13 protein-coding genes and 1 pseudogene are annotated in these 15,059 nt (G+C 73.7%); 4 read left to right on the top strand and 10 right to left on the bottom strand.

Features of this window, described 5'->3' with window-relative positions; translation table 11 throughout:
• Window positions 1-16: 16 nt before the first annotated feature.
• The 3 genes from OG559_RS20495 to OG559_RS20485 all read right to left on the bottom strand — a co-directional run bounded on the left by OG559_RS20495 (window position 17) and on the right by OG559_RS20485 (window position 2,290).
• The gene (locus OG559_RS20495) at window positions 17-1,045 is read right to left on the bottom strand and encodes a 6-phosphofructokinase (protein WP_350882946.1); all 1,029 of its coding nucleotides are present in this window, start codon (window positions 1,043-1,045) and stop codon (window positions 17-19) included.
• Window positions 1,046-1,210: 165 nt separating this feature from the next.
• Entirely contained in the window at window positions 1,211-1,714 is a 504-nt protein-coding gene (locus OG559_RS20490; RefSeq protein WP_405106016.1) for a pyridoxamine 5'-phosphate oxidase family protein, read from the bottom strand.
• Between the two features lie 78 nt (window positions 1,715-1,792).
• A complete protein-coding gene (locus OG559_RS20485) occupies window positions 1,793-2,290 on the bottom strand; it encodes a polyadenylate-specific 3'-exoribonuclease AS (RefSeq protein WP_350882944.1) in 498 nt (165 codons plus the stop codon).
• Between the two features lie 236 nt (window positions 2,291-2,526).
• On the opposite strand from OG559_RS20485, the gene OG559_RS20480 reads away from it, so the two are divergent.
• Window positions 2,527-3,219 (top strand): Crp/Fnr family transcriptional regulator, encoded by a 693-nt coding sequence (locus tag OG559_RS20480; protein ID WP_161690328.1) that lies wholly within the window; start codon window positions 2,527-2,529, stop codon window positions 3,217-3,219.
• 90 nt (window positions 3,220-3,309) lie between these two features.
• On the opposite strand, the gene OG559_RS20475 is transcribed toward OG559_RS20480, so the two are convergent.
• Window positions 3,310-3,567 (bottom strand): hypothetical protein, encoded by a 258-nt coding sequence (locus OG559_RS20475; protein ID WP_405106014.1) that lies wholly within the window; start codon window positions 3,565-3,567, stop codon window positions 3,310-3,312.
• A 101-nt stretch (window positions 3,568-3,668) separates the two neighbouring features.
• On the opposite strand from OG559_RS20475, the gene OG559_RS20470 reads away from it, so the two are divergent.
• Entirely contained in the window at window positions 3,669-7,232 is a 3,564-nt protein-coding gene (locus tag OG559_RS20470; RefSeq protein ID WP_405106012.1) for an ATP-binding protein, read from the top strand.
• Window positions 7,233-7,287: 55 nt separating this feature from the next.
• Here the strand turns inward: OG559_RS20470 and OG559_RS20465 are convergent.
• Window positions 7,288-7,527, bottom strand: a pseudogene (locus OG559_RS20465) (lysophospholipid acyltransferase family protein); the annotation flags it as partial.
• A gap of 258 nt (window positions 7,528-7,785) precedes the next feature.
• Here OG559_RS20465 and OG559_RS20460 point away from each other — a divergent pair.
• A complete protein-coding gene (locus tag OG559_RS20460; protein ID WP_405106010.1) occupies window positions 7,786-8,613 on the top strand; it encodes a DUF308 domain-containing protein in 828 nt (275 codons plus the stop codon).
• A gap of 206 nt (window positions 8,614-8,819) precedes the next feature.
• Window positions 8,820-10,238, top strand: a complete 1,419-nt coding sequence (locus tag OG559_RS20455; protein ID WP_405106008.1) for a trehalose-6-phosphate synthase — start codon at window positions 8,820-8,822, stop codon at window positions 10,236-10,238.
• Between the two features lie 24 nt (window positions 10,239-10,262).
• Here OG559_RS20455 and OG559_RS20450 read toward each other — a convergent pair whose 3' ends face one another.
• The 5 genes from OG559_RS20450 to OG559_RS20430 form a co-directional block, all read right to left on the bottom strand.
• Window positions 10,263-11,057: an alpha/beta hydrolase gene (locus tag OG559_RS20450; protein ID WP_405116825.1), complete on the bottom strand. Its 795-nt coding sequence runs from the start codon at window positions 11,055-11,057 to the stop codon at window positions 10,263-10,265.
• A gap of 23 nt (window positions 11,058-11,080) precedes the next feature.
• Complete coding sequence (locus tag OG559_RS20445; RefSeq protein ID WP_405106006.1) at window positions 11,081-12,487, bottom strand: flavin-containing monooxygenase; 1,407 nt, start codon at window positions 12,485-12,487, stop codon at window positions 11,081-11,083.
• A gap of 104 nt (window positions 12,488-12,591) precedes the next feature.
• Window positions 12,592-13,296, bottom strand: a complete 705-nt coding sequence (locus OG559_RS20440; RefSeq protein ID WP_396670986.1) for an endonuclease/exonuclease/phosphatase family protein — start codon at window positions 13,294-13,296, stop codon at window positions 12,592-12,594.
• Between the two features lie 11 nt (window positions 13,297-13,307).
• Entirely contained in the window at window positions 13,308-14,255 is a 948-nt protein-coding gene (locus OG559_RS20435; protein WP_387023575.1) for an ROK family glucokinase, read from the bottom strand.
• Between the two features lie 77 nt (window positions 14,256-14,332).
• On the bottom strand, window positions 14,333-15,028 hold the full coding sequence (locus OG559_RS20430; protein WP_405106003.1) for a hypothetical protein: 696 nt from the start codon (window positions 15,026-15,028) through the stop codon (window positions 14,333-14,335).
• Window positions 15,029-15,059 lie beyond the last annotated feature (31 nt).

Genomic DNA, 15,059 nt, shown 5'->3' with positions numbered 1-15,059 from the left:
ACGCGCCGCGTGGGCGTCAGCTGCCGAAGAAGACCTCGGCCTCTTCGTACCGCTCCAGCGGCACGGTCTTCAGCTCGCGGGTGGCCTCGGCCAGCGGCACCCGGACGATGTCCGTGCTCTGCATCGCGACCATCTTGCCCCAGTCGCCCTCGTGCACCGCGTCGATGGCCTGGAGGCCGAGCCGGGTGGCGAGCACCCGGTCGAACGCGGTCGGGGTGCCACCGCGCTGGATGTGGCCCAGCACGACGGTCCGCGCCTCCTTGCCGGTCTTGGCCTCCAACTGCTCGGCGAGCCACTGGCCGATGCCGCCGAGGCGGACGTGGCCGAACGAGTCGAGCTCCTGGTTGTGCAGCACCATCTGGCCGTCCAGCGGCTGGGCGCCCTCGGCGACCACGACGATCGGGGCGTACTGGTGCTGGAAACGCTTCTCGACGTACCCGGCGACCTGCTCGACGTCGAACTGCCGCTCGGGCAGCAGGATGACGTTGGCGCCGCCGGCCAGGCCGGCGTGCAGGGCGATCCAGCCGGCGTGCCGGCCCATCACCTCGACGACCAGGGTGCGGTGGTGGCTCTCCGCGGTGGTGTGCAGCCGGTCGATCGCCTCCATGGCGATGTTGACGGCGGTGTCGAAGCCGAAGGTGTAGTCGGTGGCGCCGAGGTCGTTGTCGATCGTCTTCGGCACGCCGACCACGTTGACGCCCAGCTCGTACAGCTTGGTGGCGACACCGAGGGTGTCCTCGCCGCCGATCGCGATCAGCGCGTCCACGCCCTGGGCGGCAAGGTTGTCCTTGATCCGCTCGACCCCGTTCTCGATCTTGAACGGGTTGGTGCGGGACGAGCCGAGGATGGTGCCGCCGCGCGGCAGGATGCCCCGCACCTCGGCGATGCCCAGGGGCTTGGACAGGCCCTCGAGCGGACCCTTCCAGCCATCCTGGAAGCCCACGAACTCGTGACCGTAGTTGGCGACGCCCTTGCGGACCACCGCCCGGATTACCGCGTTGAGACCCGGGCAGTCGCCGCCGCCGGTGAGCACGCCAATACGCATGATCTGCTCATCCTCCTGGAGCATCAGGTGAAGCCCGATTTGCCCCAGGATATGTGTCAGATCAGACCATCGGCGCCATTGCCGGCCCGGGGCGGGCCGTCAGTGCGAACTGTAGCCGTCGTAGCTGCGCGTCGACCGCGCGCCCCGGGCCGGCCCGGCCGCCGCTCAGAAGATCACCTCCCGGTTCTCCCCCGCCCTCGGCTGCTTCCCGACAACCGCTGACCTGGCGAAGCCGAGCAGGTTGACCACGGTGCCGCTCGGCGAGCCCCAGTACTCCGCGGAGCTGACGTGCACCTTGATCAGCGTCAGCCCGGGGGTGTCCGGGCCGTCCGGGAACCAGGTCTTCAGCAACGGGTTCCACAGCTGCTCGGCGCGGGCCCGGTCGTACCCCTCCTGCGCGGTGCCGGACAGCGACACCCAGGCGTTGTTCCGCTGGTCGGAGAAGCCCACGTTGACCTCCGGGTTCACCCGGAGCTGGCGGACCTTCGCCGAGTCGGTGTGGGCGAAGAACCACAGGTCGCCGTCGAACTTCGCCGCCTGGAGCCCCATCGGCCGGCTGGCCAGCCGCCCGTCCAGGGCGATGGTGGTCAGCATGCAGATCCGCGCCTCGCGGATCAGCTCGGTGACCCGGTGCCGGGCGTCGGCGGCACTTGTCGGCTCACTGCTCATGGCGGTACCCCCTCGATCGACCGGATGTCGACGCGGTGCCCGGGACAGACCCGACCAAACCTGAAGGAGCCGACGAGGTCAGCGGGCGGTCATCGCGCGCCAGCGGGCGAGGTTGTGCCGGGCGTCGACCAGCGCGTCGTGCCGGGCGGCGTCGGCGTTCGGCAGCGGCGGGCGCCCCCGGTCGTCCCAGAGTTGCCGCAGGTCCTTGGTGAACCGGGGGATCTCCCGGGGCAGCGCCGGCATCGCACCCCAGAGCTGGGCCAGCACCACGTGGTCGTACGCGGCGTACCAGGCCCACAGCTCCAGTTGCTCGCCCGGCCGGTCCCGGACCGGCTCGACCAGGAACTCGTGGAGGTCGTCGCGGATCCGCTCCCGTGACCGCCAGGCCCGGTCGGCCGGTGAGGGGAGCTTGTCCAGCACGTTGCGGCGCACCCAGGGCACGGCCCGAGAGTCATCGAACTCGGTGGAGACGGCGTAGAACTCGCGCCCGTTCTCGTCGACGACGCCGATCGACACCAGGTCGACGGTGCGCCCGTCCTCGATGAACTCGCAGTCGTAGAAGTAGCGGTAGACCATCGTGCCCATCCTGGCCCACCCGCGTCACCCGCCGTCGGCCGGGGCCCGCCCCGCCGCCCTTCGTCGCAGCTCGGGAGTGTCACGGAAGTGTTTCCAGGGGTGTACAGCAAGCGACTGGACCGTCATGATCTGATGTGTACCGCTACCGGACGCCGAACCGGTTCAGAACCTCGTACCGGGGCTGTCAGGTTCACCCGGCTGCGAGTTGTGGTCCTTGACCGGGGAGGGGTTGGGCCGTGGAGATGCGCCTGCCGGAGCCGGGTGACGCCCTCACCGGCGTCGACATGTTCGCCGGCCTCGAGCCGGAGGTGCGCCAGCGGGTGATCGCGGCGGCGGTGCCGCGAACGTATCGCAAGGGCCAACTGCTCTTCGTCGAGAACGACCCGGGCGAGTCGCTGATCGTGCTGCGCCGGGGCGCGGTGGCAGTGTTCCGCACCGCGCCGACCGGCGAACGGGCCGTGCTGTCGGTGATCCGCCCCCCGGACGTGCTCGGCGAGGTCTCCCTGCTCGACGCGTCCACCCGCTCGGCGTCGGCCGAGGCGATCGAGGACTCCGCGGCGCTCGCGCTGTCCCGCCCCGCCTTCATGGAGCTGGTGCACTCCAACCCGCGCATCCTCGACGCGGTGATGCGCTCGCTCGGCGGACTCATCCGCCGGCTGACCGAGCAGAACGCCGACCATGTCTTCCTGGACCTGCCCGGTCGGGTCGCCAAGACGCTGGTCCGGCTGGCCGGCGAGAGCCAGGCCCCGATGATCACGATCGAGCTCAACCAGAGTCAGCTCGCGGAGATGGCCGGCGGCTCCCGGCAGAGCGTCAACCAGGCGATCGGCTCGTTCGCCAGCCGTGGCTGGCTGCGTACCGAGGGCCGGCGGATCGTGGTCACCGACGTGGGGGCGCTGCGCCGCCGGGCCGGCATGAACGACCGCTGAGCCACCCCGGCCCGGCGACCCCTGACGACGAGAAGGGCCGGCGGGCGAGGCCCGCCGGCCCTTTCACCGGTTATTGACGTATCCCGTTATTCAGTTGCCCGGCTCGTCCGCGGGCGGTGCACCCGGGCCGGGACCGATCTTTGTCGGATCGGTCGGCTTGGGCGTCGGCGGGGGCGTCGACGTGGTGTTCGTGGTGTTCTCGGGACCAGTACCCTGGCCGTCCGGTGCTTCAACCATGCCTTGCTCCTCCAGTGAGGCGAGAGTGACGGCGTCGACCTCGACCGTGTCGCCCGGGGCCCACACGGTCCCGCGCGAATCCATCCACGGGGCGGACAGTCGTACGTGCACGGCACTCTCCTGACGGGGTATCTCCTGAGTGGAAGGTTAGTCTGGCCCGATCAGCCGCACAGTCCGTCCACATATCGGGTAGCCGACTCAGCGGCGGGGGCGTGATACTGGGGTCACCTCGCGCTACGGAGCCGACCATCGACCTGAAGTGTGGACACTGCTCACGCGAAGCCGGTCCCGACGACCGCTTCTGCGGCGGGTGCGGGCAGGCATTGAGCCGGAGCTGCGCCCGCTGCGGGCACGCCAACGGTGCCGAGGCCAACTTCTGCACGAGCTGCGGCCAGCCGCTGCACGACCGGCCGGTGGCGGCGCAGGAGGACCGCCGCCAGGTCAGCGTCCTGTTCATCGACATCGTCGACTTCACGACGTACGCCGAGCGGGCCGACCCGGAACAGGCCCGCGGCCTCCAGCAGCGCTACTTCGCCACCGTGCGCCAGCTGGTGCACCAGTACGGCGGGGTGGTCGAGAAGTACATCGGCGACGCGGTGATGGCGCTGTTCGGGGCGCCGGTGGCCACTGACAACGACGCACTGCGCTGCGTACGCGCGGGGTTGGAGCTGCAACGGAACCTGGCCCGTCAGCCCGCCGGCCCGCACCCGCCGCTCGGGTTCCGGGTCGGCATCGCCACCGGCGAGGCGCTGGTCGACCTCTCCGCGGCCCGCGACGGCGGGCAGGGCTTCGTCACCGGGGACGTGGTGAACACGGCCTCCCGGTTGCAGTCCCTCGCCCCCTCCGGCGGAGTGGTGGTGGACGAGAGCACCTGGACGGCCACCCGGCACGACATGGAGTACGCCGTCCAGCCCTCGGTGACGCTGCGTGGCCGCTCGGCGATCAGCCGGATCTGGCTGGCCGTCCGCGCGCTGCCCCAGCGGGACCTGAGCACCGCCGAGCTGACCCCGATGGTCAACCGGGAACACGAGCGCGGCCTGCTGGTCAACGCCCTGCACCGGACGATCACCGAGCGCACCTCGCAGTTGGTCACCGTCTTCGGCCCGGCGGGGGTGGGCAAGAGCCGACTGCTGCGCGAGTTGGCCCGGCACGCCGCCAGCCTGCCCGGGCCGCCGGTCACCTGGCTGGTCGGGCAGTGCCCGCCGTTCGGCGAGAACGTCACCTACGCTGCCCTCGCCGACATCGTCAAGGGGTGGGTCGGCGTGTCGGACGTCGACGACCCGACGGCCCTCGACGACCTGCTGCGGCGCCGCCTGGGCGGGCTGGCCGACCGGCACGGCGTCCGGCTGGCCGGTCAGCTCGGCCCGCTGATCGGCCTGCCCGGCGAGCGGCTCACCCCGGGCGAGACCGAGGCGTCCTGGCGGCGGTTCCTGCTCACCCTGGCCGCCGCCGGCCCGACGGTGCTGGTCTTCGAGGACATGCACTGGGCCGACCAGGCCATGCTCGCCTTCGTGGAGCAGCTCGGCGCGGCGGCACGCGGCGTGCCGCTGCTGGTGTTGGCCACCGCCCGGCCAGAGCTGCGGGAGCGCCACCCGGCCTGGACCGGGACGATCAGCGGGGCGATGTCGATCTCGGTGCCGCCGATGCACGACGCGGACATCGACACCCTCTACTCGCTGCTACTCGGGCAGGCCGCGCTGCCGCCCGAGTCCCGGGGGCCACTGATCGAGTTCGCCGACGGCAACCCGCTCTACGCCCAGGAGTACGCCCGGATGCTGCTCGACGGCGGGCTGCTCGACGCGACCCGGCCGGACGTCCGGCTCGACCCGGTCGGCTCCCCGGGTATGCCGCGCACCGTGCAGGCGGTCATCGCCAACCGGCTCGACCTGCTCGACCCGTCCGACCGGGCCGTGCTCCAGGCCGCCGCGGTGGTCGGCGTGCAGTTCTGGCCGGGGCCGGTGGCCACCGCGCTGAGCCGGCCGGTGGAGTGGGTCGAGCGGGCGCTGGACCGGCTGCAACGCCGCGACCTGGTGTACGAGCAGTCCACCTCGGCGATGCCCGGGCAGCCCGAGTACCGCTTCCGGCACATCCTGGTCCGGGACGTCTGCTACCAGCGGCTTCCCCGCGCCGAGCGGGTGCTGCGCCACCAGCGCACCGCCGACTGGCTGGAGCAGGTCACCGACGGCCGGCAGCACGACCTCGTCGAGGTGCTGGCCAACCACCGCTGGACGGCGCACGAGATCGCCCGCACAGTCGGCCTGGACACCGCCCCGTACGCCCCGGCGGCACGGGCCGCCCTGCACCGTGCGGCCCGGCGGGCGAACGAGCTGCACGCGCTGGACACCGCCGCGACCCTGGTCGGGCGGGCGCTGGCCCTGGCCGGCGGGCCCGACCCGACGCTGGAGCTGTTCGACGCCGAGCTGGCGTTCTACCGCGACGGCGACGCGTTCCTGGTGGCCGAGGGCGCGGGCAAGCTGACCGAGCTGGCCGACCGGCTGGCCGAGGCCGGCGAGTGGACGGGGGCGGCCCGGGCCTGGACGCTGCTCGCCACGGCGGCGTGGAGCCGGGCCGACCGGTCGGAGACGCTGCGCTGCCTGGACCGGGCGCTGGGCATCTACGTCGACCTGCCGGACACCGAGGAGAAGGCGGGCGCCCTGCTGGAGCTGGCCCGGGTGCACATGCTCAACGCGGAGACCGACCCGGCCTGCGCGGCGGCCCGGACCGCCGCCGGGCTCGCCGAGCGCCTGCAACTGCGCGAGGTGAGCGCGAACGCCCGGATCACCCTCGCCGTGGCCCGCTACCTGTCCGGCGTCGGCGAGGCGTACGCCGAACTGGCCGAGATCACCGAGCACTGCCGGGTGGAGCGGCTGACCAGCCGCCGCCGGGCGGTGCACAACCTGGCCTGGGTGTTGCAGGAGGAGGGCGACCTGGCCGGGTCGGCCCGGCTCGTGGACGAGCAACACTCGCTGGACCTCGGCGGCGAGCACAGCCTCGCGACGAGCTTCGAGGACCAGTGGGCCCGGTCGTACTACGCCGGGGACTGGGGTTCGGCGGCAGCGCTGGTGGCCGAGTCGACCCGGCGGCCCACCGCCGAGTGGGACCTGCACATCGTCGCGGTCTCCGGCTGGCTGCGGGCGCTGCGCGACCACCCGGAGCAGGCCGCCGGCGGGCCGGGCGGGGCCGGCGGGGCCGGGGCCGAGGAGGGCGGCGAGGGCGGCCAGGTGGAGCGGGCGGTGCTGGCCGCCCGACGCTCGGGCTTCCACCGGGTGCTCCGCTCGACGCTGGCCCACGCCGCGCTCTGCCGGGCGGTGCAGGGACGCGACGCCGAGGCGCTGCGACTGCTCGCCGAGCTGGACGACGACTGGCGGCGGACCCGGATGATCCCGTTCGCCGAGTGGGTTCCCGCGATCGGGCACGTCGCGGTGGTGCTCGGCGGGGACGCCGCCCGGCAGGTCCGGGAGCTGCTGGCCCGCTCGCCGCGGACGACCCCGTGGGCCCTGGCCGCCGGCCAGGAGGCAGAGGCCGCACTCGCCCGGGCGGCCGGGGACACCCCCGCCGCCGCCGGGCTGTTCCGGTCGGCGGCCGAACAGTACCGCCGGATGGGCGACGTCACCGACCACGCGCTCGCCCTCGCGCTCGCGCTGCCCACCCTCGGCGAGGTGGACCCGCCGGGCGCGGCCGAGGTGCTGGCCCAGGTGCGGGAGTTCGCCGCCCGCAACCACGCGCCGGGCCTGCTCCGCCTCGCCGGTGCTGCTGGTGCTGGCCCGCAGGCGTAGCCCTTCCGGCCGCCCATCCGGGCTGGAGACGACCTGAACTGTCCACCGGGATGGCGCCGGAACCGACGAAGAACAACTTCGTCAGCCAACCCTTGAGCCCCTTACCGGTGAGGTACTCCGCTTTGGCGATGAATGTGACTTTTTGCTTGACGACCAGCGGCATGAAGATCGAATCGGAGAAGGACGGGTGGTTGCCCGCGAGGACGACCGGCCCGCCGTCGGGCACGTGGCGCAGGCCCCCGGCCCGAGGGCCAATGATCAGCCTCAGCAAGGGGCCGAGGATGATGTACTTCATCAGCCAGTACAGCACCGGCGTCCTTCCCGAGGGTTGGCCGCGACGCCACCGCGGCCGGCGGGCCGGGCCCCGGGACGCGCCCGGGTGGGCCGGCGGGGCGCCTTCGGCGAGCGGGACTGTCGGCCATGAGCCGACGAACCAGGAGCGGCACGCCACAACGCACTCCCGGAACAGGGCCCCGACGTGTCACGATTCAGGGCACGGCGTGCGGGGCGCCGGGGCAACCGCACCGTGAGGTGCGCCGAGGGAGGATGTCCGGTGTCAGCGGGTGGGGCCCGCCGAGGGCGGCGGGACAACGGGCTCGACGCGAGCGAGTACGCCGTCGCCGGCGACGTGGATCCGCGCGTCGGCGAGCATCTGCTCGACGTGCTGGCCGCCGGCGGCATCGCGGCGTACCTTCAGCCGTCAGCCGACCTGAACCCCGTCACCCGCACCACCACCGTTCCGTCCCGGCCGGTCGACCGGCTCTACGTCGACCGGTCGCACCTGACCACGGCGCGTGACTACCTCACCCAGCTCGCCGAAGAGACCCCCGCCGAGCCGGCCCGGAACGAGCCGGACGTGGACGCCGAGTGGGCCCGCATCGTGGCCGGCTTCCACACCGCCCCGGCCGCCGGGGCGCACCCCTGGCCCGCGGCGGAGGACGTCGACGACGAGCCGGGTGAGCCGGCGGCGGGCGGAGCCGGCCGGGTCGGGACGGACGAGGGCGGGACCGCCACCGACGTGCGCCGGCTGCCCTGGGCCGCCGACATCTCCGGCGTCTCCGTGGGCCAGGGCCGGCAGGACGAGCCGTCGCTGCTGGACGGGCTGGACACCTTCGGCGCCGACCTGCCCGACGGCGCGGAGGAGCGCTACACCCCGCCGCCGCCCCCACCCCTGCCCCGGATCTCCAAGTACGCGGTGGCCGGCGTGCTCGCCATCATCGCCGGCTTCGTGCTCTTCCTGAATCCGTCGCTGCTGCCGGTGGACAGGTCGGTGGTGACCCTGTTCGGGTTCACCGGGATACTGGCCGGCTTCGTAACGCTGATCTGGCGGCTGCGCCCCGGTGACTCCGACGACGACCCGGACAACGGCGCCCGGGTCTGAGGCGGCAGGTGCACGCTCCGTCGCGTACCGTTCCCGGGCACGGACGCCGGGTGCCCGGATTGCGGGACGCCGCCGCCCACCGCGAGAGGCGTAACAGTGGTGTAACTTACTGTCAGTAGGAATACCGCTGTACGTCACTTCCCCCACTGACTGCCCGGTTGTTCCTCGCTCGCGGTGGTCGGTCTCTGCTGATCGGAATGCCCGAGATGCGACAGAGTTCACTCGTGGTGGTGGCAAACCGCCTCCCCATCGACGACAGTGTGGCGCCCGACGGCGCCTGCGAGTGGCGAAGCAGCCCCGGCGGGCTGGTGAGCGCCCTGCACCCCCTGCTCCGGCACACCCCGGCCACCTGGGTCGGCTGGGCGGGCGGCACCGGGCCGGCACCGGCCCTGCCCGACGTCGACCGCGTCCGGATGCACACCGTGCCGCTGAGCTCCGAGGATCTTCGCGACCACTACGAGGGCTTCGCCAACTCCACCCTGTGGCCGCTGTACCACGACGCGGTCGAGCAGCCCGAGTACCACCGCCGCTGGTGGGAGGCGTACCAGCGGGTCAACCAGCGGTTCGCCGAGGCGACGGCCGAGGTGGCCGAGCGGGGCGCGGTGGTCTGGGTGCAGGACTACCACCTGCAACTGGTCCCCGGCCTGCTCCGCGAGCTGCGGCCTGACCTGCGGATCGGCTTCTTCCTGCACGTGCCGTTCCCGCCGCCGGAGCTGTTCATGCAGCTCCCCCGCCGGGCCGAACTGCTGCGCGGCATGCTCGGCGCCGACCTGATCGGCTTCCAGCGCGCCCAGGCCGCGCACAACTTCGCCCAGCTGGTGGCCAAGGTGCTGGAGCTGCCCGCGACCGACCGGCGGATCGGCATCGGCGACCGGGTGGTCCGGATCGGGGCGTTCCCGGTCTCGATCGACGCCGCCGAGATGGCCGCCCTGGCGGGCCGCCCCGACGTGGCCGCCCGGGCCCGGCGGCTGCGCCACGACCTCGGCGACCCCGCCCACGTCATCCTCAGCGTCGACCGGATGGACTACACCAAGGGCATCGAGCAGCGCCTCAAGGCGTACAGCGAGCTGCTGGCCAGCGGGCACGTCAAGGTGCGCGACACGGTGCTGGTGCAGGTGGCGGTGCCCAGCCGGGAGCGGGTGACGCAGTACCAGATCCTCCGCGACCGGGTCGAGCGCGAGGTGGGGCGGATCAACGGGGAGTTCGGCCGGGTCGGCGAGCCCGCCATCCACTACCTCACCCAGCCGTTCGACCGGGCCGAGCTGGCCGCGCTCTACCGGATCGCCGACGTGATGGCGGTGACCCCGCTGCGGGACGGGATGAACCTGGTCGCGAAGGAGTACGTGGCGGCGCGGGTGGACGACACCGGTGCGCTGCTGCTCAGCGAGTTCGCCGGCGCGGCGGCGGAGCTGCCGCAGGCGTACCTGGTCAACCCGCACGACCTGGAGGGACTCAAGCAGGAGCTGCTGGCCGCGCTCCAGGCCGACCCGGCCGACGTGACCGCCCGGATGCGCGCGATGCGCGAACACCTGCACCGCAACGACATCCACGCCTGGGCGCGCTCCTACCTCAGCGCCCTCGACGACGACGGCTCGCTGCTGAACCACATCAGCACGACCGGCTGAACCGGCCGGCCGCGTCGGCGCGGGTCAGGCCGGGGCGTGCTCCTTCTCCAGCCAGTCCAGAATCGCGTCGATCGGCTCCCGCCAGCGGGCGTCCAGCATCAGGTCGTGCCCCATCCCGGGGAAGAGCAGCGGCGCGCCGCCGTGCCGCCGGGCGGCCCGGGTCAGCGCGGCCGGCGGGACCACCCGGTCGTCGGGGCTGCCCAGCACCAGCACCGGCGGGTGACCCACGGCCGGCTCCGGGTCGCGATGGGTCAGCAGTTGCCACTGTGCGCGCCTGCTCGCCCGACCGAGCCGGGAGGCGTACCGGCGGGCCTCGGCGTCGGGCAACTCGCGGCTGAACAGCTGCCGGCGGCTCAGCCGCAGCCCGCCGCCGACCAGGGCTGGCAGGGTGCCGCCTGGGTTGCGGCGCAACGCGGCACCCAGCGTCCCCCACTCGCCGAGCACCGGGGCGACCAGCACCGCTGCCCGGGCCGGGTAGCGGGCCAGGGCGTGCCGGACCACCAGTGCCCCGGCGCCGTGCCCCACCAGCACCGCCTGGCGCGGCAGGCCCGCCGCCACCTGCGTCACGTCGTGGGTGTACGCCCGCAGCGTCGCCTCCGGCGCCGGCTCGCTGCCGCCGTGCCCGCGCAGGCTCAGCGCGTACGCCGGGAAGCCGCGCCCGGCGGCGTGCTCCAGCCAGTGCTCGGCGAACGCCCACGCGCCGTGCCCGAAGCCGGGCACGAACAGCAGCGGGGGGCGGCCCTGCTCCAGCTCGGGGAGCGCGCTGAGCACCTCGCGGCGGGCCGGGCGGACCGGGCGGGCCCACTCCCGGCCACGCATGATCCGCACCCGCTCCCCGCCGCTCACTTCTCCTCCAGGTCGTACATCGCGCGCTGCACGGCGCGCAGGTAGTCGGCGTGGCCGACCTCGAACCAGTGCCGGCTACTGTCCTTGACCTTGCCGGAGTAGCGCTCGCCGGCCCCGGCCGCGGCCCGCTTCGCGAACACGGCGGCCCGGTCGGGCCGGGTGAGGCGCAGCGTGAGCAGCCGGGCGAAGAGCACGGTCTGCCAGTGCGACAGGGTGAAGATCCCCGAGTCGGACTGGACCAGGCCGGCGACGGCGAGGGTCGGATGGCCGGGGGCGAAGGCGTTGAGCCACAGCCGGGGCCGGCCCGACCCGTCGGCGTCGCCGAGGATCCTCGGGTCGAGGAACTCGAAGCGGGGAAGGTAGCCGGTGGCGAAGACGACCAGCTCCGGCTCGATCCGGCGGCCGTCGGTCAGCTCCACCGCCTTGGCGTGGAACCGGGCCACGTCCGGCACCGGGGCGACCTCGCCGTGCCCGACGTAGTAGACGAGCTGGCTGTTGGCGATCGGGTGGGTCTCGTAGACCCGGTGGTCGGGCTTCGGCAGGCCGAACCGGGTCAGGTCGCCGACGGTGAGCCGCAGCGTCCAGTGGTAGAGCCACTGCCGGATCCGCAGCGGCACCCGCAGCGCCAGCAGACGGTCGTTGACCTGGTCGGCGGGGCGCCCGAGGACGTACTTCGGGGCGTACCAGTAACCGCGGCGAGTGGAGTGCCAGCAGTGGGACGCCTGCTGGGCCGCCTCGACCGCGATGTCGCATCCGGTGTTGCCGGCCCCGACGACCAGCACCCGCTTGCCGCGCAACTGGGCCGGGTCCTTGTAGGACGAGGCGTGCATGATCTCGCCCCGGAACTCCTCCAGCCCCTCGTAGCGGGGCAGCTTCGGCGACCAGTTGTGGCCGTTGGCGACGACCACGGCGGCGTACCGGGAGGTGCGCTCCGGGCCGTACCCGCCGGTGCTGCGGGTGGTGACGTCCCACCGGTCGCCGGCGACCGGCTCGACCCGGACCACCTCGGTGCCGAACCAGACGTGCTGGCGCAGGTCGAAGTGGTCGGCGTAGCGCTCGAAGTAGGACAGCAACTGGCTGTGGTGCGGGTAGTCCGGCCAGTCGTCCGGCATCGGGAAGTCGGGGAACTGGGTGAACGGCGGCGACGAGATCAGGTGGGTGCTGGCGTACACGGGGCTGCGGTCGTGCCGCCAGTTCCACGCGCCGCCGACGCCGGTCTCCCGTTCGTAGCAGTCGACGCCGAAGCCGTGTTCGCGCAGGTTCTTCACCGCGGTCAGGCCGCTGGCCCCGGCCCCGATGACGCAGACCGTGTCGCCCCGGTCGGAAACCGGGCGGCCCTCCCGGGTCGGGGCGGGCGTCGCCGCTTCCGGCTCGGGACGGCCGGGGTCGGTGGAGGGGGACACCGGATTCTCCTTAGGTGCGGCACGAGTGCCGGTCGCTGCGAAATCCTTCCGGTAACCCAACCGGTTTGTCCAGCCCCTGTGGAGGGTCGGACGCCCCGGGACGGTCAGCCGGCGGCCGGCAGCAGCAGGTCGACCAGGACGGGGAAGTGATCACTGGCACGGCGGGTCTGCGGGGTGTCCACCACGTCGTAGTCGACCACGGTGATCCGGGGGTCGACGAAGACCGCGTCGATCCGCCGGCGCGGGTCGGCGCACGAGTAGGTGTGCCGGTCGGCCCGGTCGGCCGCGACCGCCGCGTCGGTCAGCCCCTCCCCCACCGTCGCCCAGGCCGGGCCGTCGGGGCCCTCGTTGAGGTCGGCACCGGCCACCACGGGCAGGTCGGCGGCTGCCAACTCCCGCTTGAACGCCGCCGCCTGGGCGGGCCGCTCGGCCGGGTCGGTGGACAGGTGCGAGCCGGCCAGCAGGAACCGCGCCCCGCCCACCCGGCACTCGGCGTACGCGGCGCCGCGCAGGTGCCGGCCCGGGGTCAACGGGTAGCGCTGGCAGCGGGTGTCGAGCACCCGCACCCGCAGGCTGGTCAGCAGCAGGTTGCCCAGCGACGGCAGCCCGCCGGCGGCGACCACCAGCCCGAACGACCCGGCCAGCGTGGCCGACTTCTGCCGCCACCGGAACCGCCGGGGGGCCTCCTGCACGATCACCACGTCCGGCGCGGCCTCGCGGACCACCGCGGCCAGCGCGGCGGTGTCGTCGCGCTGGCTGTGAATGTTGTACGACACGACGCGCAGCGGCACGCCCGCGTTCTCGCTCATCCCGGCCCGCCTCAGACCCGACGGGCCAGGTCGGCGGCGCCGATCACGCCGGCGGTGTTGCCCAGCTCGGCGGGGCGCACCTCGGCGACCGGGAGCCGGCTGCGCTGGGCCAGCGCGTCGGTGAAGGACCGCCGGGTCGGGCCGAGCAGCAGGTCGCCGGCCTCGACGACGCCACCGCCGACGACCAGCACCTGCGGGTCGAGGATCTGCGCCATGTCGGCGAGGCTGGTGCCGAGCCAGCGCCCGACCTGGGCGAACGCCTCGGCGGACACGGGGTCGCCGCCCTGGGCGGCGGCGGTCACCATCGGGCCGGTGACGGCCTCGGCCTCGCCGCCGGCCAGTTCCAGCAGTGCGGTGGCCCGGTGCGGCTCCTGGCGGGCGGCGGCGCGGGCGAACCGGACCAGGGCGCTGCCGCTGGCGTACTGCTCGATGCAGCCGAGCCGGCCGCAGCCGCACTGGTGGCCGTCGGGGACGGTGAGCATGTGGCCCAACTCGGCGGCGATGCCGTTGGCCCCGCGCACCAGTTCACCGCCGAGCACGATGCCGCCGCCGACGCCGGTGCCGATGGTGAACATGACCATCGAGTCGTCGGCGTGCCGGGCCGCGCCGTAGCGGAACTCGGCCCAGGCTGCGACGTTGCCGTCGTTCTCCACGATCACCGGCAGGCCGGTCGCGACGCTGACGTACTCGCGCAGCGGCTCGTCGCGCCAGGCCAGGTTCGGGGCGAAGAGGACATTTGATCGGCTGACGTCGATCCAACCGGCCGCGCCGATGCCGACGGCGTAGATCTGCCGGCCGGCGGCGAGTTCGGTGACCACATCGATGATGACGTCGCGGGTCTTGGCCACGTTGTCGGCGGGGGTGTCCCGTCGGGCCTGCACGAGAACCTTGCCGGTGTCGTCCACGACACCGCCGGCCACCTTCGTGCCACCGACGTCGACTCCGATGGTCAGCGTCACCGCTGCCACTCCCCTCTGCTGTGCTGTCCGGCACCGTCACGGCGAACCGCCGTGGGGTGGGTCGGGATGTCCGGTGGTCAGGCCTCGTCGCCTGGTGCGTCCTCGCCCGCGCCGCCGGGCGTCCGCGAGACGGGCACCCCGGGTTGGCCGGCCGTCGGCCGGGGGGCTCCCGGCGCGGCCGACCCGGCGTCGTCGGCGGGTGGCACGGCGGCAGCCGGAACGCCCCGACCCTCCCCCCGGGTCGCGGCGGACCACACGTCCTGCTCCGGCGCCGGCTGAGAATCATGCCTGGTACGGGTGGCCTCGCGCCACACATGATCGCCCGACTCCTGGCGCGCCCCGGCCCGGGGCGGGGGCGGCGCTGCGTCGCCCGGCTCCTGCGGGCCATGGGCGGGATCGCCGGCCGAGGCGAACGCGCGCAGCAGGCTGGTCACGCCGGCGGCCAGATCACCCGCTCCGGTGGCGAGCCGCTCGGCGAATTCCGGACTCGGGTCGCGTAACGCCGCGATACCGCGGCATACCGGGCAGATGCAGCACTCTGCCGCGCCGGTGGCGAACCCGCCCCGGCCGGCCCCGGCGGGACCACCGGTCGTCCGCCCGCCGGCACTGTGACCGAGGACACTCGACAGGATCCCACCGACCGGACCCCACGGGCCCGCCCCGGAACCGGAACCGGCGCCCGCGCGAGCCCCGGCCAGCCGGGCCGCCGCGAGCGCCGTGGCGACCAGCCGCTCCGCCTCTTGCCGGGCCGAACCCGGCTCGGTACCCCCCATGGTCGGCTCCTCTACCGTGCCGGGCGTGCCG

This window comes from Micromonospora sp. NBC_01405 (assembly GCF_045040155.1).
GTDB lineage: Bacteria > Actinomycetota > Actinomycetes > Mycobacteriales > Micromonosporaceae > Micromonospora.
This window is presented reverse-complemented; position numbering and strand designations above follow the sequence as displayed.

What these genes read in the sequence shown, in the direction of transcription:
- OG559_RS20495 (WP_350882946.1), bottom strand. Translation starts at nt 1,045, where the DNA reads ATGCGTATTGGCGTGCTCACCGGCGGCGGCGACTGCCCGGGTCTCAAC.
- OG559_RS20490 (WP_405106016.1), bottom strand. Translation starts at nt 1,714, where the DNA reads ATGAGCAGTGAGCCGACAAGTGCCGCCGACGCCCGGCACCGGGTCACC.
- OG559_RS20485 (WP_350882944.1), bottom strand. Translation starts at nt 2,290, where the DNA reads ATGGTCTACCGCTACTTCTACGACTGCGAGTTCATCGAGGACGGGCGC.
- OG559_RS20455 (WP_405106008.1), top strand. Translation starts at nt 8,820, where the DNA reads ATGCGACAGAGTTCACTCGTGGTGGTGGCAAACCGCCTCCCCATCGAC.
- OG559_RS20450 (WP_405116825.1), bottom strand. Translation starts at nt 11,057, where the DNA reads ATGCGTGGCCGGGAGTGGGCCCGCCCGGTCCGCCCGGCCCGCCGCGAG.
- OG559_RS20440 (WP_396670986.1), bottom strand. Translation starts at nt 13,296, where the DNA reads ATGAGCGAGAACGCGGGCGTGCCGCTGCGCGTCGTGTCGTACAACATT.
- OG559_RS20430 (WP_405106003.1), bottom strand. Translation starts at nt 15,028, where the DNA reads ATGGGGGGTACCGAGCCGGGTTCGGCCCGGCAAGAGGCGGAGCGGCTG.